At 58.4% G+C, this 23,416-nt stretch carries 12 protein-coding genes; 3 read left to right on the forward strand and 9 right to left on the reverse strand.

Going from position 1 to position 23,416, the window contains the following annotated elements; translation table 11 throughout:
* Positions 1-9 precede the first annotated feature (9 nt).
* The 4 genes from J2Y90_RS26105 to J2Y90_RS26120 form a co-directional block, all read right to left on the reverse strand.
* Entirely contained in the window at positions 10-4,314 is a 4,305-nt protein-coding gene (locus J2Y90_RS26105) for a hypothetical protein (RefSeq protein ID WP_253504849.1), read from the reverse strand.
* Complete coding sequence (locus J2Y90_RS26110; RefSeq protein WP_253504852.1) at positions 4,307-8,407, reverse strand: neuraminidase-like domain-containing protein; 4,101 nt, start codon at positions 8,405-8,407, stop codon at positions 4,307-4,309. Before J2Y90_RS26110 ends, J2Y90_RS26105 begins: the two co-directional genes overlap by 8 nt.
* Positions 8,408-8,439: 32 nt before the next feature.
* Positions 8,440-11,949, reverse strand: a complete 3,510-nt coding sequence (locus J2Y90_RS26115) for a Tc toxin subunit A (RefSeq protein WP_253504855.1) — start codon at positions 11,947-11,949, stop codon at positions 8,440-8,442.
* Between the two features lie 281 nt (positions 11,950-12,230).
* Positions 12,231-15,008, reverse strand: a complete 2,778-nt coding sequence (locus J2Y90_RS26120; protein WP_253504858.1) for a hypothetical protein — start codon at positions 15,006-15,008, stop codon at positions 12,231-12,233.
* A gap of 479 nt (positions 15,009-15,487) precedes the next feature.
* Here J2Y90_RS26120 and J2Y90_RS26125 point away from each other — a divergent pair, with 479 nt between their 5' ends.
* Positions 15,488-15,859, forward strand: a complete 372-nt coding sequence (locus J2Y90_RS26125) for a DUF6124 family protein (protein ID WP_253504861.1) — start codon at positions 15,488-15,490, stop codon at positions 15,857-15,859.
* Between the two features lie 93 nt (positions 15,860-15,952).
* On the opposite strand, the gene J2Y90_RS26130 is transcribed toward J2Y90_RS26125, so the two are convergent.
* Both J2Y90_RS26130 and J2Y90_RS26135 read right to left on the reverse strand, forming a co-directional pair.
* Complete coding sequence (locus tag J2Y90_RS26130; RefSeq protein WP_253504863.1) at positions 15,953-16,312, reverse strand: PilZ domain-containing protein; 360 nt, start codon at positions 16,310-16,312, stop codon at positions 15,953-15,955.
* Between the two features lie 231 nt (positions 16,313-16,543).
* Positions 16,544-16,930 carry a tetratricopeptide repeat protein gene (locus J2Y90_RS26135; protein ID WP_042607317.1) on the reverse strand — a complete coding sequence of 129 codons (387 nt, stop codon included), beginning with the start codon at positions 16,928-16,930 and terminating at the stop codon, positions 16,544-16,546.
* Positions 16,931-17,102: 172 nt separating this feature from the next.
* Here J2Y90_RS26135 and pyk point away from each other — a divergent pair, with 172 nt between their 5' ends.
* Together pyk and J2Y90_RS26145 are read left to right on the forward strand one after the other, a co-directional pair.
* Positions 17,103-18,554 carry a pyruvate kinase gene (pyk, locus tag J2Y90_RS26140; RefSeq protein WP_024014116.1) on the forward strand — a complete coding sequence of 484 codons (1,452 nt, stop codon included), beginning with the start codon at positions 17,103-17,105 and terminating at the stop codon, positions 18,552-18,554.
* A 339-nt stretch (positions 18,555-18,893) separates the two neighbouring features.
* A complete protein-coding gene (locus tag J2Y90_RS26145) occupies positions 18,894-20,177 on the forward strand; it encodes a hypothetical protein (RefSeq protein ID WP_253504866.1) in 1,284 nt (427 codons plus the stop codon).
* Between the two features lie 122 nt (positions 20,178-20,299).
* Here the strand turns inward: J2Y90_RS26145 and J2Y90_RS26150 are convergent, their stop codons facing one another.
* The 3 genes from J2Y90_RS26150 to J2Y90_RS26160 are packed head-to-tail and all read right to left on the reverse strand — an operon-like array spanning position 20,300 to position 23,112.
* A complete protein-coding gene (locus J2Y90_RS26150; protein ID WP_253504869.1) occupies positions 20,300-21,049 on the reverse strand; it encodes an enoyl-CoA hydratase-related protein in 750 nt (249 codons plus the stop codon).
* 28 nt (positions 21,050-21,077) lie between these two features.
* Positions 21,078-22,013 (reverse strand): iron-sulfur-binding ferredoxin reductase, encoded by a 936-nt coding sequence (locus tag J2Y90_RS26155; protein WP_253504873.1) that lies wholly within the window; start codon positions 22,011-22,013, stop codon positions 21,078-21,080.
* Positions 22,006-23,112, reverse strand: coding sequence for a GGDEF domain-containing protein (locus J2Y90_RS26160; protein ID WP_253504877.1), 1,107 nt, complete (start codon positions 23,110-23,112; stop codon positions 22,006-22,008). Before J2Y90_RS26160 ends, J2Y90_RS26155 begins: the two co-directional genes overlap by 8 nt.
* Positions 23,113-23,416: the final 304 nt, after the last annotated feature.

Genomic DNA, 23,416 nt, shown 5'->3' on the forward strand with positions numbered 1-23,416 from the left:
ACCGCACACTCAGACTACGACCAGAGTCAATGACGTCTGGGTTGTTCCCACAGGGTTTTTCACGCTTGCCCTGACAACAACCGAGCCAGTTTCACCCGGTGCAAAAACCACCTTCGACCATCCCTTGTCATCGCTGACAGTCCCTCTCAACGGAACATCATCAACGGTCCAGAGCACGCTCATATCGACCACTGGCTCGGTCAGGTTTTTAACGACCTGCACTGCAATCGTCACAGGCTTGCCCACTTGACCGATAAGGGGCGATGCATAAATGGAACGCAAGATAACGCTAGGTCGGGCTACCACATTGATCTTTGCCAGGGAAATCGTGCCCGGATTCAGCCAGGCCTCGAGATCAAATTCCCCGACTTCAGCAGCCAGAAATGATGCCGGAGCGATCCCGTACTCGTCGGAAATCGATGTGGGCAGCGAATTTCCGGCGTATCGCCAATTGACCGGCAGGTTTGTTACGGGTGTGCCTTGCGGGTTGAGTTTCACCACTGCCCAGGCATTCACCTCGTCTGCACGATAGATCATTGCCCTGTCGCAACTGAGCGATTCAATCACCGGCACTTGCCCGGTATAGGTCAATACAGCCATATCCCAACCGGCCAGCCCGCCTTCAACGGTCGCTGACAGAACGCCGTCACTCAAACCCATGAAAGTCCAGTCGGCAATACCCTCGTCATCGGTCACCGAGCTCACTACATGCCCGGCAAACTCCCACGTCACGGGCACTCCGGCCAAAGGCTGTCCGGTCAATGCAGAAGTCACTCTGGCTTTCGCATGCACCCGGGGTTCGTCGGGAGGCTGCCGGGCGTCGGACGGTTCATAAAGCTCTGCGATCTGCCTCGGTTGGGCGAGGACAAGATCCAACGCAATCGAGGCCGAACTGCCAGCATCGCCAACTGTTGCGATGACCTGACTGGAACCTGGAGTTGTGGGAACAAAGCGTACTGTTGCCCTCCCGTAAAAATCGGTCTCGGCGTTCAAAGCGCCAAGGTCAGGGTGGGTAAATGTCACCAGCATCCCTGCCATGGGTTTTGCACTGATGGACGACACGACCTGGATCGTCTCTTCAAAGACATCTCCCCAAAGAAGCTGCGAATCGGCATTGCTGGCTGTCAGGCCGATTTTTATTACCCGCGAACCTGAACCCTGCGACATCGCATTGGCCGGCGAAAGCCGTGCCAGCCGTTCGGCGCAGAGCCGCAAGGCAAAACTGCCGTCCGTAAAATCTCCCGCGCGCAACCCGAACCTCGCCATTCCATTCGTGACGACCTGCGCCATGCCCAGCTCTGGCTGATAGCTATTGCCCAGTACCGCGGGCGCAGTGCCGGTATGCCCCATACGTACGGTCTGCCCGTTAAACCCTTCCGGGAAAAACGCCACGATACTGTGCCTGCCTTTGCGACGCGGGAATCCGGTTGTGTCACCCCAGACCTGACTGGTCTGACCATCGAAACTGACCTTGACTCGCGGCCAGAGATCTTCTGCCAACGCTTTGAAGCTGGCGCTTCTGTGCTCTGAGGTAGTGTCGTAGAGACTGAGCAAAGTCGCCTGCACCGTATGCATCTCGGTGCTCACGGGAAGCACGGCGAAGCCGGAGTTACCATCGCTGTCCGTGTTGACCACTACAGGGGCTGCGCCTGAGTGCCATGTGACCGGTACATCGGCAACTGCCTCCCCGGTAAAACGCGACACCACATTAGCCCATGTCCAGGCCTGATCGAGATCCACTACCGGATCCACCGGTGATTCCAGTATGGAATTGAAACTCAAGGCGTTATGTCCCAGATCCATGGGTGTGACGGGGGCGAGGAATGCCAATTGAGGCAGGTTCACAGCGAGCGCAAAGTCACCCGCTTTTTTGCTGTTGCGGAAGTCGAGTTGCCAGAAAGCACCCTCTGCACCCAGCGGTTGAGATTGCGCCAGGGGCGGACGCACGTCCGCGTTCAATTCTTCGGCAGGCGTTCCCGACCACTCCAGCGCTGTTGACAGGCCCACCAGCGGGCTCAGCTCATTGAGCCAGACGGTGAACTGATGATCCGCACCGAGGCAGGGATAGAGCGTCTGCCCATCGAGTGCTGCCGTTACGCGGTCCAGCCTGACGCCAAGCTCCCGAGTCAGGTCTGCATTGACGAATCGCCCGCACAACTCGCGATCATCTGCAACAGCATCAGCGCGCAGACGCAACTCAAAGGGTCTGCTCAGACTTTCGGCGGCGCTGGAGGACAGGTTCCATGTCAATCCATCAGCCCCCAGCGGGAAAAAAATGCCCGGGTCAGCCGGGTTCAGACCGATCAGCGGATCGCCCTCTCGCCAATCCAGACTGATGCGTTTGGTGTCGACCCATGGGCTGCCCTCAACAGGGGTGACCTTCAGCACATGTGTCTGTCCATGCCGGCACACCAGACCGATGGTTTGGAGATCCACTGCTTCGTCATCCAGAGTGACCTTCACATGCTCCTTCCAGACATTGGTCGCGATCGCCTTCACGACGAATTCCATCTCGCTCGGCTCGGCATCTTCATGAGCCTTGATGGTGGCAGTCACACGATGGTCTCCCGCAGCGCCAGGCTGATGGCTATGACTGGCCCAGCCACCGGTACCTGTCAGGGTCTTCGTCACACTCCCATCCGGCTCCGTCCAGAACACCAGTGCTCCCTCGACCGGGCCACCGGTTGCTGATCCCATCTTGTGCAGCACCTGCACCCACATTCGTGCGCTGTCGTTTTCATCCACCACACAAATCCTGTCAGGCCCTCGCACCTCACCAGGTTCAACGACATTGCGCGCCAGCAACATGGGTTTGGCAGGCGAGCTTTCCAACAGATGCGCAGAGGTCAACCGCAGAGAAAACTGGCCATCGTCTCTGTCCTCGTTATCAAATCGATACTCAAGCAGTCCATCCGAGCCTATACGAGCGGCTGTTTCAAGCGGTGGCGTGACAGAAACTCCCAGCTTCTCGGCAGGGTCGCCACTCCAGCGCAACGTCACGTCTGTGTCCCACAGTTCCTCGGGGAAGCGGATTTGCAAACGATAGGTCGTTCCGCGATTGGGATAGCCTTTCTGATCCCACGGCCGCTCATCTCCATCTCCAATGATCGTGCGGATCTCTTTCAACGGGTCGGTCGCCAGCACCTTGACTTCAAAGGCCTGACTCACTGCGCCGCTGGCGTAGTAGAGACTTTCGACCGACGCTTGGATCTGCACATCGCCGGCCGCGCTCGGTTGTTGTTCAAACCAGGCCCAGCCCTCACGATCGGTCGGCGTCGCGGTTTTTGCGCCCGTGCCGTCTACCGTCCAGGTGACTGTTTTACCCTCCAGCGCCTCGTCGGTGTAATACGAACCGACGCGGACGCCAACCCTGATGGATTGGCCATACTCCATTACCACGTAATGCGCCGCCTCTTGCAGTTGAATGAACTTGAGACGGTGGTCACCCAGTGAGACCGGAATATCCAGCACGGGGGAGTTGAACTCGTTCGCTAACTGCAGAGTGAGAAGATAGGGAGGGTCCCCGTCAAGTTCCGGGCAAACGAGACTCCAGGTATCATCCAGCGGTTTATCCCTGCCCCAATCCGGATCGGCGACAATTGCGCCCTGTGGGTTGTTCCTGATGTTCAAGGACGCCCGAGTACCCTGCCAGGCATCATCCTGCGCATGGATGCATTTGAAGCGGTGCGCAGTCGAACCCAGCGCGCCCAGACAAAGAGGCAAGACGCGCGCCAGTGGCAATTGCTCCCCGTCCAGTTGCAACGTCAACACGTGCGCCGCCGGCAAATGCAACTGCAGGTTGATCCGGGTGATACGCAACGAGGAGAAGTAGTCGCCCTCTTTGTTGAGCGGACTGATGGCGTGGACTTTCAGAACGTGCGTATCCAACAGCGGCAGTGTCACATCCACTTCGTACGTGTGTGGCCGGAACAGCCGAGGCAGACCATCGCGCTGGCGCTGGAGGTCGGCATTGCGGTCGCGAAGTGCGCCCACGCGCAGGGGAATTTTCTGCGTATCGGGCAGCCCGGCCACACTGAGCTCCAGGAGCCCCTCCTCATCGTGGTCCATTTCACAAAGAAAGCTGATGACATACCTGACGTCGTTGCTGGCACTTTTGAATAAGGTAATTTCCTGATACGCGGAAGACCCGTCGAGAGCGGACAGGATATTCAGGCGCTCACCACTTTCAAATTGCTCGGCCTTGGTCACGACATAAGCCGGGTTGACCGGCCCTCTTTTCCACTCTCGCAGGCTCTGAGAGAAGTCGCCGTTGAGAATCAGATTGCGCTCGGCTCGAATCCCGGGTTTAAGCATGATGACGGCTCCGTTCTGCATTGCGTTGCAAAGCATCCGCTTCGGCTTCTGTCACCAGATTTTCCACTGCCAGTGTGAAGGTCGGCTGACCGGCCCTGGCCGTATAGCGGATAGTGATAATGAGGTCGGTAATGGATGCAAGCACGGCAGACTGAGCCGGCTCGCCCCACCACGGAAAATGAATTTCCCAACAGGAAACGGCCCCCGAGCACTCAAAGGCGCGAAGCAGCCCCGAGTCCTGGTCTTCCATGACACGCCCATCATCAGCAACGCCTTGGGAAATGCCGATTTGCTGTCCCGAGCGCGTGTTGAATACCACATCGGCAGGCGCTGACCTGCTGTCGGGGTTATGCAGATATTCCACCGCCTGTGGCACTGGCCGGACGACGGTACGACTGCCCGTCTGGGTCAGCGTGGCCCTGAGGTTTTCGTAGGGGCCGAGCAATGCCGGACAGTCAAATTCAACCGAGCGGATCAACCGGCAGTATTCACCGGGATGGTCGCGATTGAAGTTCAACTCACTGACGCAAAAAGCGAGGCGTCCGTGAGTCTGCAGCTTTTCAAGTGCCGTCGCCCAATCGGGCGCGTCAGGCTGCCGCTCGACGGTATCAGCGAAGAGCTGTTGCAAGGACACGGTCTTGACCCGCTCGATACGTCGCTCGAAGCTTTGCAGGTGATCGCGCTGCTCGCGCATCAGAAAGCCAGCCAACTGCTGGCCAGCCAACAAACCGTGATGCTTGTCGGACCATGCCTGGGCCAGAATCGACAGTGAATCGTAATCACCGGTTTGTGCAATGCGCGAAGCCTGAGCACTGATGCATAGACTGTAAGTTGCATCATAAGCCTGGTAGTACAACGCCTTGAGTTGTCCCAGCAACCAGTCATAAAGCTGGCTGTGCGCAGTGCGTTTCTGCAGAAAGTCGTACACCGCCAAAGACTGACGATTGGTTTGCAAGACCAATTGCAAACTGGCTTGGGCAGCGTCCACGGCAATCACCTGCGCGTTGATCTGCTCATCCAGCGCCAGCAGTTCGGCGAGTGCCAGGTTGCGTTGCATGCCCCATTCACGGCGTCGCAGACGATAGCCCTCGGTCACCGCTCTTTTTTCCGCGTCGGCCTGCTTGCCCAAGGAAGCAATCTGCAAGCCCTGGGCGATGGCATGTAACACACCTTCAGGAAAGGCATTGCCATTGGCCAAACCAAAAACCTTGGGAATGACCGAAATCGCTCCCGCTGCAGACTGAACGGCCACCGAGCCCTGATTGAGTTCCTTGGCGGCGTGAAGGTCATCCATGACCTTGTATTCCTCTGCCGTGACGTTTTCGTCGAACCACGCGGCGTACTCATCGGCGCGTTGCTTGACGGCGGAGTGACTTTGGCGCAAGGCCGTCAGCGTCACGTTCATCTGAGCGAGGGATTTTTCCTGAAGGGCTTTCGTCCATTCGGCTTGTTCCAGCAGATGCCTTTGTTGCAACTCCATCTGTTGCGCTGTGTCGCGCTGTTCCATGAAGCGCAGCAGTTCACTGCCGAGGTTTTGCAGCTCCTGTGCAGACCGCAGTGCAAATTCGCTGGTGACTCGCCAGCCGTAGCCGTTTATGACTGGCCGCCCCCCCATTCGCCGTGGCCCGGCGTTGTTTCCTGCCGCCAGATCACGTAACAGTTGCACAGGATCACCCGCCGGTTCATACAGCGGCAATTCGAGCGGTTTGCCATCAATGGTCAACCAATGGCGCAAGTTGTAAAGGCGCTGCCGAGGCAGTTGGATCAGCGCCAGCAAGCGATCATTGGTCGGCAGTTTGAACGGTGGTGTCGCCAGCAGCCCCATCGCGGGTGCGAAATCAGCCGCGGGCGGTACGTCGGCAAGGGAATACACATGCGTTCTCTCGAACGCTTCCAGCGTTGGGCGCGTGCCGCTCTGGTCAATCAGCGCTCCGAGCGTCTGCGTCTGCCAATCGGTCACCGAGCGCGCCGAAGGCGGGTCGCCCATCAAGTCCTGCGCCTGCTGATAACACTCCTTGGCCAGCACCAGACTGTCCCGCGTCTGCTGGCGGTAATACCAGTCCCCTTCCTCGACCAGATTCTTGACGAACTCCATGAAGGTCAGGATCTGAAAATGCTGTGGCGCCGCATAACTGATGGCGTACGGATCATCTTCTACCAGACACTCGGGGCCGGCATTGCCGGGACTCACCAACGGCCGGCACCGCCAGTAGTCCGGCTTGTCGCTTGGCTGCGGGGGATTTGAAACCTGTGCGGTCGCTTGCGGATCGAACACCTTGCGCCACCAGGCTTCGGCCTCGCGATAACGATTTTCGTCGCGAAAGCGGATAGCCACCAGATGGATCAGATGGAAGAACAACTCCCAGAAGTACAGGCCATTGGCACCGTTGAAGGCTCCGTTGGGCTCATTGACCGGCCCGGCTTCCGAGGGCGGTTCAACCAGAAACTGCGTCGGCCAGTCGAGCACCGCATCGACGGAAACATTGGCGAGCCCGACCAACTGCGGACCGAACATCGAATTGAGGCGTACCCGTGGCAATGTTCCCGGCTTGTTGAAAGCCAGAAACTGCGCCGCGTCATGCCGATTCTTTTCCAGTACCGCCGGGTCGAAACCCACGATGTCGGTCATTGTCAGCACGAATTGCTTACGGCCATAGGTTGCAGAGAGCGTAGTAGCGCCGAACGTGAAGGTGATGGGGCTGGTGAATCCTCCCGATGCACGCTTGTAGATCAGCCAGTCGGTAGCCCATCCGCCACCTGTTGAATTCCTCTCCTTGGTTTGCGTCGGATCGCCATCTGAGGGAGTGCTGACCAGCGTCAAATCGAAATCGACGGAGACATCAGCCGCTGCCACCAGCGCCGTGCCATTCGCTATGCAGATCCCCCTTACAGCCAGGATGTCTCCCGTGGTGTGAGTCAGCAGAAAAGCATCCAGTTTGTAGAAGTCAGTCAGTGTCCCCGGCGTAGGGATCGTCGTAACCATTTTTGGCTGCGTCCGCTCAGTCAACGAATGCTGGACGGTGAGAACACTGTCGAAGCGTTGCGCCAGTTTTTCCAGCCAGCCGCCTTCATACGCAGGGAGCGGCCGAAACAACGCATCGCGCACCACTGGCGTCCGCGCTGCAGCACCGTTAAAAAACAGAATGCCAAGAAAGCCATTGGGATGACTTTCGGTCACACGGACGGTGGCAATCAAGCGGCTACCGGCTGCAGGAGGGGCGTGGAGATCCGGAATCCTTTGCAGATTTGTTGCCGGCGACCACTCTCCGTTCTGCGATCTGAAGGCTATGTTGATGCTCACTTTGTAAGGCACATAGCCGTCCTTGCCCTGCTCCCCGAGTTTGTCTGAAAGCTCGGCCCAGACCAGACACGGCCTACCGTTCCAGAACACCGGGCGCACATCCAGCACGGTTCCGGTGGCCCCGACATCGATTACTTCCCACTCGTTCCACGCCGCCGGATTGACGCCGGTACAGGTCGGCGTCAGTTCAATCTGCGCTTCGCGCCAAAAGTATCGGTAAGGCGCCACCCGTTCGCGGCCGATAATGAAATAGCGCCCATCCACGGCCGTAGTGCCATGCAGAAAAGCACTGATGACTTCCAGGTTGCAGATTCCTTCAAAAGACTTCAGATAGGTACGCAAAGCGATCAGTACCGAATCGGTGCTTAACCGGGTCTGGTTCAGATCGGTCATCAACGCCTGGAACAAACGAGTCGTGCGCGGCCGCGCGAACGGCGTCATGTAGTTTTCCGGGTGAACAAGGAGCGACTTCAGCGCCGACCAGTCCGAAAAGTTTCTGTACAGCTCCCAGCGTTTCAGATCCTCGTCAGGGAACTCCGTCTTCGAATACCCCGGCTCAAGCTTGCGGTAAGCAGCGTTGATGAATTTCTGCGCGCAGCTGATCGCCTCGGCACCCAGTGCACTGGGGACTTTTTGCGTGTCGAGCGAGTCCAGACGCAACAATTCGTTCAGATGGTCAGCGTTCTTCATGATGCTGAACCGGCCACCGCTCTCGCCAAAGTGGCCAAGGCAATACTCCGTCAGTGCAGTGCGACGTTGTTCCAGCAAATCGTTGATGATGCTTTGGCTCATGATCTTCACCTTCTGGTGGGGCGGCGCAAACGTCATGCTTCATTTGGAAGAGGGAGAGGCGCGAACTCAATCGATGCAAAATCCACAGCGTTTTCGCTGGTTTCCGAGAGCACGGTGCAAATGAATGTGCCTCCCGTCGTACTTGAGATAACCGCTCGGGCAACGCCTTGCTGAGTGGTCTGGCCCTGCTGGGGCCGGATCACCGCCTCAACCGCCAGTAAAGGCTCGTCACCGATGGCTGTGGCGGACCAACGCACCCAGCGGTTTTTACCCAGATTGCCGAAGCGATCCATGAGAACGGCCGATAACTCGACCGCTTGCCCCGCTGGCACAACGCTGGTCGGTACTCTGGACATGAAAGGCGCGGGGAAATCCAGGTTCAGGCCGTCGTCGGTCAACTGGATGAACGGCCCCTCCTGCGGCGTGATCAAGGGCACCCAAAACAGCGGACGCTCAGCGCCCATGATCTTCCCAGGCGTGTAGGTTGCCGTGGCGATACCCGTTTCTGGCTGGGTTTTTCCGATGACCAGCGTGCCAAGACTGGCCTGACCGCGAATGGACACACCGGTGAGCGCCTTGCCGTCCTGATCTGTCAGCGTGATGGTGAAAATGATCTTGCCCCCACTGCCGGCAATCACCTCGGAGCTATCCGCCACAATCTGCATGTTGATGAGCGGCGCCCGCAGCTCGGCGGATGGCCGAACCGCTGGCGCCGTTTCCGACAGACTCAACGAGGCATGTTCGGCAGCGTCTTTGTAAACCGGCTTGTCGACGGTTTCAGGCAGCGCTCCCAGCAGAAAAATGGTCAGCGCATCCATGCGGGTATGGGTGGCCAGTTCGCGTACCCGTACCAACAGATCCAGTTGCTGGAGGTTTTTCAAAAGCCTGTATTGCGGGTCGATTCGCCCGACGCATTCGTGCACTTCCTGCTCGCTCCAGTCGAAAAACCGGGCCAGCCAGACCTCCGACGCCTGCTGTGCGAGGCGCAACGCGTCGGTGGACAAATTCTCCGGATCTCCCAATTCGTGGATCTGTCTCAAGTACTCGAGCAATTCGGTATGAGGCTGCTTGCTGATTTCGAAGGCATGAGTCAGAACCGTCAGGTAGTACAGGGTCGTGACGGTGAAGACTTCAGGATCGTTCTGCTCCCACCAATCGTCGAGCCCGTAATCGAGCAGGGCATCAAGGGTTTCGAGGCTGATGGCCAGTTCGGCCACGACGGCGCTGAGCCGACGTATGTCAGCCAGCAGAAAAAACAGGGGATCAAGAGGTTCCGCGCGCAGGGTGCGTGACAGCGCCCAATCCTCATCCATTTGCTCGACAATTCTGACCAACAGCTCATAAACGCTCGAATTCGCCCAGGTCAGAACCTTCAGCGCCCGCTCTGCATCCAGCCCGGTATAAACAGCCAGACATTCACGCGCGACTGAAAGCTGAGCGGCACGCGCCTGCAACAGAACCGTGAGCATGATATCGACGATGGGAGCACGCACACTGATGTCATCTTCATCCAGCCCCACCCTGACCGCCTTGTCGAGTTCCTCTCTGGCGAAGACAACATATTGGTCCTCCGTACCCTCGCGAGATTTCACCAGCCCCAGCGGGTCAGTCAGCGAAGACAGCAGATCTTTCCAGTCACGGCCCACCAGCGGCGGCACACCGGCGGTCACAAATCCGGTATGAGTCAATAATGCCTCGCCCAGCAAATTGCGGACCTGCTCGAACAAGCGCAGTTCTGGCTCGGCCGCCACATTGGACACCTGAGGAACCGCCACTTGTTGCAGCATCCACAGCACCGGCAAATTGCGCGTTCGACACCAGTAGCGGCAGGCAACCAGTGCCGAAATGAGGTTCAACACATCGGGGACTGTGTCGCCGGCCGCGGGTTCTCCCTTGAGCACCGGAACGCCCGCCAGACCCTCAACCCACGCCTCCCGGCCAAGCACCATGAGCATCAACAGCCCCTCGACAGGCGTCATGCCCAACAAGCGGGGCAATTTCACCAGTCGGTGAAACGCCGACAGAATCTCCGGGCTGCGCACGAGCGTGTCGGTTCGGCCATGGGCACGGGCAATCGCCAGCGCCAGATACCGGTAGGTCTGCAGGTCGATATCCAGCGCGCTGCAGATTCGGCTGACGGTAAGTTCCGGCACACCTTGCGCCGGCAGCAATGGAAACTCGCCGTTATCAAGGAGCAATGGATCGCGGTGGTTGCCCTGGACGTTATTGAAAATCTGATCAAATTGGGACGCTACCTGCCCGCGGCCATAGATCGAGAACTTATCGATGAACACTGCGAAATCCGCAGCCTTGCACTCGAAGCCTTCACGCAAGGTCTGGAACACCCCCAATGCATGCACGGTATGGTCGGTAACCCGGATGGCGGGTTTTAAAGGTTTGTCAGGGGCATCGGGGATACCAGCCCACTCGGCGTTGAAAGCGGCTATCAGCAGTGAATCGACCTCCTCGGGAGGCAGCTTTAGCCATAGATCCAGGCGCCGCTTGCGGTTCATCCGGTCGTATCGTCCCGGATTCAAGGGGGATGCGCTCAATCGGTGCAGAAGATTCTGGTAATTGACACTGACGGCGGGTGATTCACCGCCGTTGATAAAGACTGAACCGGAACGCTCGCTTTCCTCCTTGTCGGCAGGGGCATAGATACTCACGTTATCCGATCGTGTTGGTGCGTAACGGCGAATGGACAGAAAAGCTTCCACGCCTTCGGCATCCAGTTTGGTGCGCTGAGCGAAAAACTCCACTTGGTTGAGGTTCTGCCATTCCACCCCGGTTGTACCGTAATTCTTTAAGTAGAATGCCTCTCTGGTGTCACTGTCGGCGTCGTCGGGAATGAGGTCCTCGGTCAACAACTCTCGCTGGAACGGCCCCAGCCGCGAGGCATGCGCCAGCGCACGACCGGCATCGTCGTCCCAGGCGTGCGGAAGAAGAAAGTTGGGATATTCGATATCTGTCCAGCGGGCGAAATGCCCCACCGAAAGACCGTGATGAGCGACCAGCGCATTGATGGTTGCCCAGTGCTTGAAATACGGCAGACCATTGGGGTAGCGCCGCTGGATCAAGGCGTCTTCCAGTTCCAACTCTGTTTTGCCGATAAACTTTTCCAGCACCTTGATGATAATGTCGACAGCAGAAACCGTCTGGTGCATTGCGTTGTGGTCGATGGATAATTCCCTGATATCGGCACGACGCGTGTGGATCGGAATCATGCCGGTTACCGCATCGGAATCACCATAGTCCTCGATATTGTCCCCGACCCACTTCCACACCTCTATCAGATAAGCGACGATTCCCGTGGCATCTTCAAGCGCGCCAACGGGTGCGAACTGGTCATATGCCGGGCTGAACAAAAGCTCGTAATTGGGCCCGGTATTGAACCCCCCCGCCGCGTAAGGTGCCGGTCGAGCCTGGGCGGTCAATGACTGCTCGATAAACTGCCGGCGCAGATAAATGGCCAGAGCATAGGCCCGACGCAGAAACCTCCTCGCCTCCTCGATGCTGATTCCAAAGTCTCTGGCCAGTCCCACGGGCCCCTTTTCCACCAAGGGAAAATCGAGCCGCCGCTTTCCAGCCAGTTTCTCAGACCGGCGAACTTTTCCAGGCTCTGCTGCTCGCCGAAGACCTGCTCGAACAACTCCAGGCTGGGTTTTTTCGCCGTACTTTTACTGGCCATGCTGTCAGTCCTTGAACAGTTGATGTGCGCTGGTGAGCAACCTCACCGGCACCGGCTGATACCAGTCCATTCAACGCTTCGAAACAGGAGCGGTCCACTGTCATAAATGACAGGTTTTATGACCGTCTATCGGAACTACCTTTGAGAATGGTCAGGCGACTCGGCCGGCACATCAAAACGCCCGCTTTCTGCATCGTCTGATATCGGCGTCCCTGTGCTCAACGTTTGCCGGAAACGGCACCATTGGGCGCCGCTGGACAGCGGCTTCGTCGGCGTAGCTGTCCAGCCGGCGTCAGTGACCGCAACGGGTCCGGCAAGCACGACATCCGGGTTGTACCAGCTCATCAGCATCCCTATGCCCGGTCTGCCCGAGCCCGTGAAGGCTGCCACCGGAGAAACCCAAAAGCCTGGCCTTGGGTATGTGAATTGCGGGAGAAAGAGCCTCACCTGACTCTCCCACTCGCTGGGGGCCGAATGAAACTCACCCCTGGAGGCCACAACGCTTAATGTCACAGCTCCATCGGGTAGCTCCAGCGTTGCCGGGATTGTCCAGCTTGCGTCGTCAAGCACCGGGGCCGTGCCCAATATGTATTCCCCGCGCTTGAGCGTGATCCGGTCACGAGGCACGCCGAACCCGGACACCGTAACCCTAGCGCCAAGGAATTCTTCGGGAGTGGGTGATTCAGGCGTCACCGCGACGGGTACGACCCGACACGGCACGTCAAGGCTTGGTTTCGACGTTTTGCCCTCGAACGTCTGAGTTGCCCAAAGGATTTCGTCTCCGACCTCCAACACAACGCTGGCTTCCCACGCACCGTCCACACCGATCTGGACATCGCGCAACAATGGCTCATCGAGCCCGCGGCGCCAAACGGTAACCAACCCCTCTGGCCGCCCCGTCCCCGAGAGAATGGCCCTGCGCGTGAGATCGCCCCCAGGACGCGGATGCACGAACTCGGGCGGCATGACCACTACGTCGAATTCGCGCACCTGACTATCTGGTGAGACCCGATCGTTGAGGGTCTGCTGCGCGGTGATGAACCATGTCTTGATGGCGAGCCCGGTGAGCGACACCGACCAGGGACCGTCCTGCCCGAGAACCACGGGCTCGCCCAAGCGCTTGCCTTCCTGTGCATCCCAAAGCTGCATCGAGGCACCCGCCATGCCGAAGTCACCCGTCACCGTCAGATCGCTGTCGGTTTCCTGTTCGGGCAACGGTGTTCTGATCGCAGGCTTGAGCCGTTCCCTGTAGACCGTGAAGCTGGTGGAGGCAGGCTCTGAGGTCTGACCGTTGATCGTCTGAGTCGCCTGGACGGAGTAAGCCATACCTTCAGTGAAAAAGAGGTCGCGCTGAAAGCGCCAGGTTTCTCCAGATACATCTGCCTCAAAAAAGCGCTCGTCATCACTGAACTTGAGAAGGACAGTCGCGGTGTCATGGCAACTTCCACTGAATTCGGGTGAGAGCGTGTCTTGGTCGAACGGATGTATTTCAGGTTTTTGCGGCCGGATGGTGACTTTGAACGTCACCCATGTGGGTGATACATGTTCATCCATAAACTGCCTGATACGAACCTCACGATCGCGCACCGGTCCCCATTCGTCGACTGTTCGGGTAGACCACTGACCCGAAGCGGGCACAAGTGCCGGTTCAGCCGCGACCGTGTCATCAGGGTTAAGCAGCCTCACCGTTGCGCCGGGATAGCCCATCCCGGAAATGGTCGGCTGATAATCCTGGTCATGTTCTATCGCTGTCGGATTCGGCAAGTGCAGCGCAATCGTTATTCGCGCAGGCTCAGACTCGATCCACCCGGTAGGGACATCACGGATTTTTTGCACAACGTCCAGAATGACAGTCCCAAGCGGCCAGTCTTTCACCTGTGTTTGAAATTTCCCCCCAATGACCTCTGCAGGCGCTGGAGCTGTGGCTTCAGGCGGACTGACAACCTTGAACTCGACCGTAGCGTCATCAATACCCTCGCCCGACAACGTTACAACGGTACCCTCCACAACTACATCGACCTCCCCCAGCCTCGGCGGGCGGATTCTGAAATAACGAGCCACACTGGGTGATGATGGAGGGCTGCCGTCGAATTCCTGCCTGGCGACCAACGAGCGACGACCGGGGGAGATCTCTAACTCTACCTTCCAGCTACCTGCCATATCGGTGATGATCGACGATCCGAGGACCGGACCGGTTTCCAGATCCGGATATATCGAAATCTTCGCCCCGACCACGCCCTGATCGCCTTCCAAAGTAAATTTCTGATTCTGGAGCGTGGCTTCCAACGGTTTTGTAATGCGAGGAGTACCCATCAAGACAAACGTGCGCTCCACAGGAGCATGGGAGCCACCAAACCCGTCATGAGAAGCCTGAATGGTCAGCGAGGCAGCTGGCGGGGGGATGATGCTCACTTGCCAGTTCCCATATGTACCGGCTACAGAAGTACCCAACGTTTGGCCTGTTGCAACATTCTTTACCGTAACCGTCGAGCCCGTTATGGCTTGACCTTTCAATAGAAAAGGCTGAGCCGGCGGTACGATTGCGCCTGGAGCAGGAGATGTAATCGAGGTCCCGCAATTCTTCCGCCAAATAATGTTTACCGATACATGCTGCTCAGGGATGCGGATTCTTGCCGATATGATCAGATTCGGATAGGGCAGACTCTCAAGATCATCTTCTACATACCAATACCCGTTACCGTCTCGAGGTGGATAAAATGTCCGGTTAACCTGCACCACCACCTCTTGAGAAGGATTCTGCGGAACAGCTCTGCCTCGCACGATTACCTTGCTGCCCAGCAAAGCGTTTGGAGGAGGGAAATCGATCTGAAGTATCTGCGCCTTTCCTTCATTCAGTTGCGAGGAGGACGCGCTTTCGGTCTGCGGATCGACATTCTTGTCAAAATCTTTCATCTAGCTTTCCTCGACGGGTCAGGAGCATGCGCAAGCGGTAGCCGGGGCCTGAGTGTTTAATACCCGCTCATGCTTCGGCCGCCACCTGTCAACTCTGACAGTCCCGACCAACGGTAACTATTCCCACACCGCAACATGCAGATGTCCGTCAGCCATGAATACGCGACTACAGCGGCTTGCGCCGTTGCCTACACATCACTCAGAATCCGCCGGCTTGTGCGCTTTGAAGCTGCCCCGTAACGTGATCCGTGCCGCTGCCAATCAGTGGTCGGGTTTAGTCGCCCGGTAGGTATATGAAGGTGCATAAGCGTCATCCAGTCGGGTAATCCCTATCCCCGCACTTGATGGTGGCTGTGCGCAGGGCGCCTTCGGGCGCGCCGGTAATTCGTATGCCTCCCGGTCGACTAACCTGCGTTCAGCCGCCACCCCTTTTCGTTTAGTCGCGAACAGGTGATGGCCCTCTCAGAGGCAATACGATCATGATCAAACCAACACCCAATCCCCCGGAAGCCGAAGACTCGACTTCCCCCTACGCGTCCACCGCTTCAAAGAAACTCCACGAGGCCGCCGAAAAAGCCCTCGACCACTACCTCAAACCGAAACCCGACTCACGCAACTCCGTGGACCGTGGCATGCAGATGTTCATGGTCGCACCCGACATCAATCCCGAAGCGATGGCCATTCAAACCTACGAAACCTTTTCTTCGGTCAGCATTCTGCTGCTCGACCTGGCCGACAGCCTTGAAGACAAGCCGCGACACCTGGCGATGGCGATCTATCAATTGAGCGAGATGGGGTTGTTGCTGGCGGAGAAGGCGCTGGATCAGGAGCGGGCAATCACGACGGCGTGACGTCAAGGTCAAAAGATCGCAGCCTTCGACAGCTCCTGCATTTGGAATGCGTTTCCCCTGCAGGAGCTGCCGAAGGCTGCGATCTTTTGCTGTTCAGGCCGACGCCGGCAGCGGCTGAAAACTGAAATACTGCTGCAACGCCAACACCAACTGCCCGAACTCCGCCGGCGCGCGCCGCAGGATGAAGCCGGCGTCGTAATGCAACGGCGTGGCGTCTTCATGGCACCACACGCAGCAGGCGCTGAAATCGATGACTTGCTGGCTGCCATCGCAGGCGGGGACTTTGAGGCGTAACTGGAAATCCGCGCCGACCATCATCGGCAACTGACTGATCAGCATCAGCCCGTCTCCAGACACGTTGCCGAGAAACCCGATGGGTTTGTCGGTGACGCTGTTGAACACTCTGAGGTAGTACGGCAATTGATGCCGTTCGATTCGGCGGTCGGTAAACATGATGCGCAGCGCCCTGCAAGGCTCCATCACGGAGCCACACCTGTGCTTCGGAACGCGCCCGTGTTGCCGGCACGCTCTCCCCGCTTCCGGTGTGACAGTCGCTACGTCGCCGTCACCTTACAACCGCCAGTCGCAGGTGTTGCTCCGGATGCAGCACCGTGTCGCCGAATCCGGGTTCTTCGACTATAGCTCAGCTTGTACACACGGCCAGATTTTGTATGAAAACCATCATCAGAAACGGGTCGGGCGCACCACGGCAGCAGCGCTGCGCGTCGGGTAATGGCCCAGACTCTGCAAAGTTTCCAGACGCGCTCGGGCGCGGTAGGCGTATTCGCTGTCCGGGTACGAAGCGATGATGAATTGATAAGTCTGCACCGCGTCGATGTAGAGCTTTTGCCGTTCCAGGCACTGACCGCGCATCATCGACACTTCCGGCCACACGTACGGGCGGGCGCGGCTGGCGCGTTCGACCTTGGACAGTTCAAGCATCACCTGCTCGCAATTGCCCCGCTCATAGGCGCTGTAAGCGTTGTTCAAATGGTGGTTCATCGACCAACGGGTGCAGCCCGTCACGGCGAGGACGCTGAGGGCAAGGGCGGCAATGGGCAACAATCGCATGGGGGTTCTCCTGTCTTGAGCTCTGTATCGACCCCTGATCGGAAATCTTCAGGCGCGCTTGTCCCAAAGTTGCCACGTTCAATAAAGAAAACGATAAGTAGTGCATTCGAACAATGACTACACCCTTCGAGCATAGTAGCCTTCGCTGGCGCTTGAACTCAGGAGTCTTTGCATGTCCGTCCGTCGTACCAAAATCGTCGCTACCCTTGGCCCGGCCAGTAACTCGCCGGAAGTTCTCGAACAGCTGATTCTGGCTGGTCTGGACGTTGCCCGTCTGAACTTCTCCCACGGCACCCCCGACGAGCACAAGGCTCGCGCGAAGCTGGTGCGTGACCTCGCTGCCAAGCACGGCCGCTTCGTCGCCCTGCTCGGCGACCTGCAAGGCCCGAAAATCCGTATCGCCAAATTCGCCAACAAGAAGATCGAGCTGAAGATCGGTGACAAGTTCACCTTTTCCACCAGCCATCCGTTGACCGAAGGCAACCAGCAAGTGGTCGGCATCGACTACCCGGATCTGGTCAAGGACTGCGGTGTAGGCGACGAGCTGCTGCTCGACGACGGCCGCGTGGTGATGCGCGTCGAAACCGCCACCGCCACCGAGCTGCATTGCGTCGTGACCATCGGCGGCCCGCTGTCCGACCACAAAGGCATCAACCGTCGCGGTGGCGGCCTGACTGCGCCGGCCCTGACTGAAAAAGACAAGGCCGACATCAAGCTCGCCGCCGAAATGGAAGTCGACTATCTCGCGGTGTCCTTCCCGCGCGATGCCGCCGACATGGAATACGCCCGTCAACTGCGCGACGAGGCCGGCGGTACTGCCTGGCTGGTGGCGAAGATCGAACGCGCCGAAGCCGTGGCCGACGACGAAACCCTCGACGGCCTGATCAAGGCATCCGACGCAGTAATGGTTGCCCGTGGCGACCTCGGTGTGGAAATCGGCGACGCTGAACTGGTGGGCATCCAGAAGAAAATCATTCTGCACGCACGTCGCCACAACAAGGCCGTGATCGTCGCAACGCAGATGATGGAGTCGATGATCCAGAATCCGATGCCGACCCGCGCCGAAGTTTCCGACGTGGCCAACGCCGTGCTCGACTATACCGACGCCGTAATGCTTTCGGCTGAATCCGCCGCGGGCCTGTACCCGCTGGAAGCCGTGCAGGCCATGGCGCGCATCTGCGTCGGCGCCGAGAAGCACCCGACCGGCAAGACCTCCAGCCACCGCATCGGCAAGGAATTCAGCCGTTGCGACGAGAGCATCGCGCTGGCGACCATGTACACCGCCAACCACTTCCCGGGCGTCAAGGCGATCATTGCGTTGACTGAAAGCGGCTTCACCCCGCTGATCATGTCGCGCATCCGCTCCTCGGTGCCGATCTACGCGTTCACCCCGCACCGCGAAGCCCAGGCCCGCGCAGCCATGTTCCGTGGCGTCTACACTATTCCGTTCGACCCGGCCTCGCTGGAACCGCACGAAGTCAGCCAGAAGGCCATCGACGAACTGACCAAGCGCGGCGTCGTGGAAAAAGGCGACTGGGTCATCCTGACCAAGGGCGACAGCTACCACACCACCGGCGGCACCAACGGCATGAAGATTCTGCACGTGGGTGATCCGCAGGTCTGAGTGACGCGCTGAAAAACCAAAGCCCCGGCATGTGAATGCCGGGGCTTTTTTCGTTTTCCGAAGTTTAGACGATTGCAACCTTCGGTAAATCCTACAGGGGATTAACTCATCCTTGTATTTGTCAACTGTCAGGTTTGACAGTTGACGGGACGTTGCACCCGGCCTCCAATGAATCCTTGCGCGATGGGCATCACCGTTGGATTTTCGAATTATCGGAAAGATGCAGCCATTCAAACGATGGAGAAATCGTGACCGCTGCAAGCATCGCTCAAGGGTGTGACGTGGATATCGCGGTCGCACGGTTTATCGATGCGAAGAATGTCAGCGAGGTGATCAATCATGAACGTAAAAAACCTTGGAAAACCGGATCCGCAATTCGGGCTTAATGGGCGGGTATACATGAATCAGTTAGGTCTCCCGTTTCGCAGAATCACCAGCCGCGCCCTGGACACAGATGCGGAAGGAGCTATCTGTGTTTCCGGCACTGTCGAGGATGACTTAAATGCAATCGCTTATTTCTGTATCAAACTCACGGGGGCAGGCCTACTTGATAAAAAATTCGGCAACGCGGGCTATATCAGCGGCCAGTTCGATAGGGATATGAAAGATTCACTCGTGAACGAAGCCAAGTTGCTCAGTGACAAAAAAATCCTGCTTATCGGCTCTTATAAATATCGCGACATCACGGATGTCGGTATCGCGCTCCTCCGCTTGTTGCCGAGTGGAGAACCGGATCGTGACTTCGGCATCGGTGGCAAGGTCATTCTCAAGCCGGGTGCGTTCATTCTCAACGCCACTGCGAAACCTGCGGGCCCTATCAGGCTCAGGCAAATCGACGCGGTATCCACGGTGATTGCGTCAGACGGTAAGATATTGATCGTCGCTCGGCTTCAATTGGAGCTTATACCGGTGTCGCTGCTGATCAGACTGGAGCCCAACGGAAGCCTCGATATCAGCTTCAATAATAAAGGATACGTCGAAATCGCCCACCCTGACTTTGTTGAACAAACAGTCCTGAATACTGTGCTGCCAACGTCTGACGGAAAATATGCACTCGCGGGATCGGTCGGACCTTTACACGACAGTCAGACATTTTTTGCTCAGTTACTCGACACGGGAGAGCTGGATACGGGTTTTGGAGAAAATGGTTATCTGAAGATCAATCCCGGCCCGTTTGAAGACTCCACCAGCTTTTCCCTCATTCAGCAGCCGAACAAACGTCTTTTAGCAGTGGGTCATGTGTCCGGACCTGCACACAAGGGACTGTTAATCAGCAGAGAAGTCGATGGCAGAGAAAATATTCAGTTCAATGGGGGTAACCCCGTAGTGGAACAGATGGGCAACCTCGATACCATTTGGGCAAATGCCTTCATAAACCGCGACGGCAGCATTCTGACGTTCGGGGCTATGTTGGGTAGCCGCGTATCCACCGTCATGGCACGTTTCACTCATGCAGGCAAACTCGATTTGACCTATGGGAACGGTACCGGGTGGTTCTCGTTTGACTACATCAAACAAATCAGACATCCCGGTATATTCATGGCGGATAAAGTGACCTTTTTAGCGATGACCATGGCGGCAGAGGACGAACATCATTGCGTGATTCGAGCCCTGACAGATTGAGGTCTGTTATTTATCCCGGTCCGTTCGGACCTTGATCGGTTAAAGCGGTTCGAAATCTCCGACAGATCACAAAAAATGTGGAAGCTGGCTTACCAGCGGTGGAGCGAGTGCGACAGCCAGAATCAATGCCGTTTGATAAACCCGGTCAATGCCGCCAACGCTTCCGGCGAGCGCAGTCTTTGGGTGAACAATGCGCCCTCCTCCTCGATCACCTTGCGGATCAACTCGCGATCCGGCGCTCGCATCAGTTGTTTGCTGATGCGCACGGCTTCGGCCGGTAACTCATCAAAACGCAACGCCACTTCCCGCGCCTTGCTCAGCGCCGCATCACCGCTGCCCAGCGCCTCGGTAGCAATCCCCCACGCTGCCGCTTGCTCACCGCTAAAGCCTTCGCCAAGCAACAGCAACTCCGCCGCTTTCGCCTGTCCAAGCAAACGCGGCAGGATCAGGCTGGAGCCGAATTCAGGACACAGTCCCAGGTTGACGAACGGCATGCGCAGCCGGGCGTCGCGGCTGACGTAAACCAAATCGCAGTGCAACAACATTGTCGTGCCAATTCCCACTGCTGCGCCGGCCACAGCGGCAATCACCGGTTTGCGGCATTCGAGCAGATTGAGCATGAAATGAAACACCGGGCTGTCGAGGTCGCTCGGCGGTTGCTGGATGAAGTCGGCGATGTCATTGCCGGCCGTGAAGCACTCCGCGCCGCCGGTGATCAGCACGGCGTTGATCTCAGGGTCGCAGTCGGCCTGCTTCAACGCTTCGGCCAGTCGGCTGTACATCGCTCGGGTCAGGGCGTTTTTCTTTTCCGGGCGGTTGAGGCGCAGGGTCAGCAAACCGCGCTCGCGTTCCAGCAGGATGGCTTCGGTCATGGCGTATCTCGCGACGAAAGGTCAGCACTCAAGCACGGGACAGAAATACATCGGCCAGCAGTTGATTGCGCGGCAATCCGGCCAGGTACAGACGCTTGGCGAAGGCATCGACACTGGCCGTCGAGCCGCAGACTAAGGCCAGGGTCTGTCGGGAAACAAGGCGCAGTTGCGCCAAAGCGGCGGCTGACTCGGCCGCTGTCCACAGCTCGACGCCAAGGTTTTCCCGCTGCGCGGCCAGCGCGGCGAGGGGTTTGGCCAGATAATGGTCGCGAGCGTCATGGGCCACGTGAATGACACGAATGGCGCCCTGGTGATTGTGGCGCAAGGCCTCGCGCAGCACGCCGAACAACGGCCCCAGACCCGTGCCGGCGGCCAGCAGCCACAGCGGTCGGGTGTGCCAGTCCGGGTCGTAATGCAGCGCGCCGCCGCGCAGTTCGCCGAGGCGAATCGAGTCGCCGATCTGCAGCTTGCGTGCAGCATCAACGAATTCGCCGGGCTGGCGGCAATCGAGGTGAAACTCCAGGAATCGGTCCTCTTGCGGCAGGCTCGCCAGCGAATACGGCCGCGCAATCTGCCCGATCCACAGCACCAGATGTTGTCCGGCGCTGTAGCGCAGAGGACGTTGCGGTGTCAGGCGTAAACGCAGGATGCTGTCGCTGAGCCAGTCCAGCGCTTCGACCACCGCCGGGCGACCGTCGGTAATCGGGTCGAAGGTGTGCACCTGCAAGTCTTCGCTCACCTGGCACTGACAAGCCAGGCGCCAGCCCTGCTGGCGCTGTTCGGCGCTCAAGGCGTCCGGGCGATTATCGGCGGGCAGCCCCTGCACGCATTGCACCAGACAGGCATGGCAACTGCCGGCGCGACAACTGTAGGGCACGGCGACGCCGTTCTGGTTCAGGGCATCGAGCAGGTTGCTGCCCGCCTCCACTGTCCAGTGTCGTTCACCGACGCGCAGTTCAGGCATCGACATTCTCCCACGCGGCCGCACAACGATTGCGCCCGTCACGCTTGGCCCGGTACAGCGCCTGATCGGCGCGCTGCAAGGCCTCATCCAGATCGTCACCGACCGCCAACAGGGTCATGCCGGCCGACAGGCTCAAATTGCGTACTTGCAGGCCCATCAATTCAACCTCGGTGAAGGCAATGCGCAAACGCTCGCAGCAAGCCGTCAATCGTTCGGCATCGCAGTCGGGCAACAGCACCACGAATTCTTCGCCACCATAGCGCGCCAGCACATCGCCCTCGCGCAGACAGGCCTGCGCCACACCGGCGAACGCTTGCAGTACCTGATCGCCGGCGGCGTGACCATGCAGGTCGTTGATGCGTTTGAAATGGTCCAGATCGATCAGCGCCAGCCCGTGCATCACGTCGCTGTCCAGCGCGTTCAGCTCGCGCGAGGCAATGCGCAGGAAGTGTCGGCGATTGAACAGCCCGGTCAGTTCGTCGGTGGCGACCAGATCTTCGAGCTGGCGCATCATCCCGCGCAAGGTGTCCTGATGCGCCTGCAAGGCAAAGCGGCGCTGCCGCTGGCGTTGCCGGGAGACCTGGACAAAGCGCGCGTACAGCACCAGCCAAGCCAGCACCATCGCCAGAATGCACACCTGCAATGCCGCGAGCGCAGGCTCGGCAAGGCGCAAGTGGTAACCATCCCACAGGGTAATCGCGGAAAAACTGAAGAACACCAGCAGCGCGCAACGGATGAATACCCGACGCGTGAGATGGAACAGGCCGAACAGCAGAATCAGCACATAAAACACCAGAAACGCACCGCGCGCCTCGTCGACATGGGCGATCAGCCAGGTCTGCCAGCCCAGGCCCATCAACACTTGCGCTTCGGTCAGGCTGGGGTCGGCGAAGCGCTGGTTGCGACCGCTCCAGAACAGCCCGAACAGCGTCGCCTGACTGATGACCACCAGGGCGCTGCCGATGGCCACGCCACTGAGCGATTGCCGGTAATGCCCGGTGAAAAACGCCAGCCACAGCAGCAGCAAAGCCAATCCGTAGGTGGCCGCAGCGAGGGCGAAGCGTTTGAGCAAAAGGCGTTGAATGGCGTTATGGGTCAATCGTTGACTCACCGTGCGATAGGAGGCTGACCGAGTGTCCTACTCTACAGACCGGATGCCACTTTAGAGGCCCGGTCGCTAAATGACCACCGATTTTCGGGCTCGAAATTTGACGTCAAAAGTGTGGCCCGCCCGGCCCGGAAGGGCAGCTACAAGCCGCAAGCTTCAAGCGGCAAGCTCAAGCTGTCCGCGTACTGCTTTGACTTGCCGCTCGAAGCTTGCAGCTTGCAGCTGCTGCAATGAATGACTGCTGGCGCGTGTACGCCCAACCGAGCCGCGGTATACTGCCGCGCCTTTTTAGCGT

Origin of the sequence: Pseudomonas koreensis (genome assembly GCF_024169245.1) — a bacterium.
Taxonomy (GTDB): domain Bacteria; phylum Pseudomonadota; class Gammaproteobacteria; order Pseudomonadales; family Pseudomonadaceae; genus Aquipseudomonas; species Aquipseudomonas koreensis_F.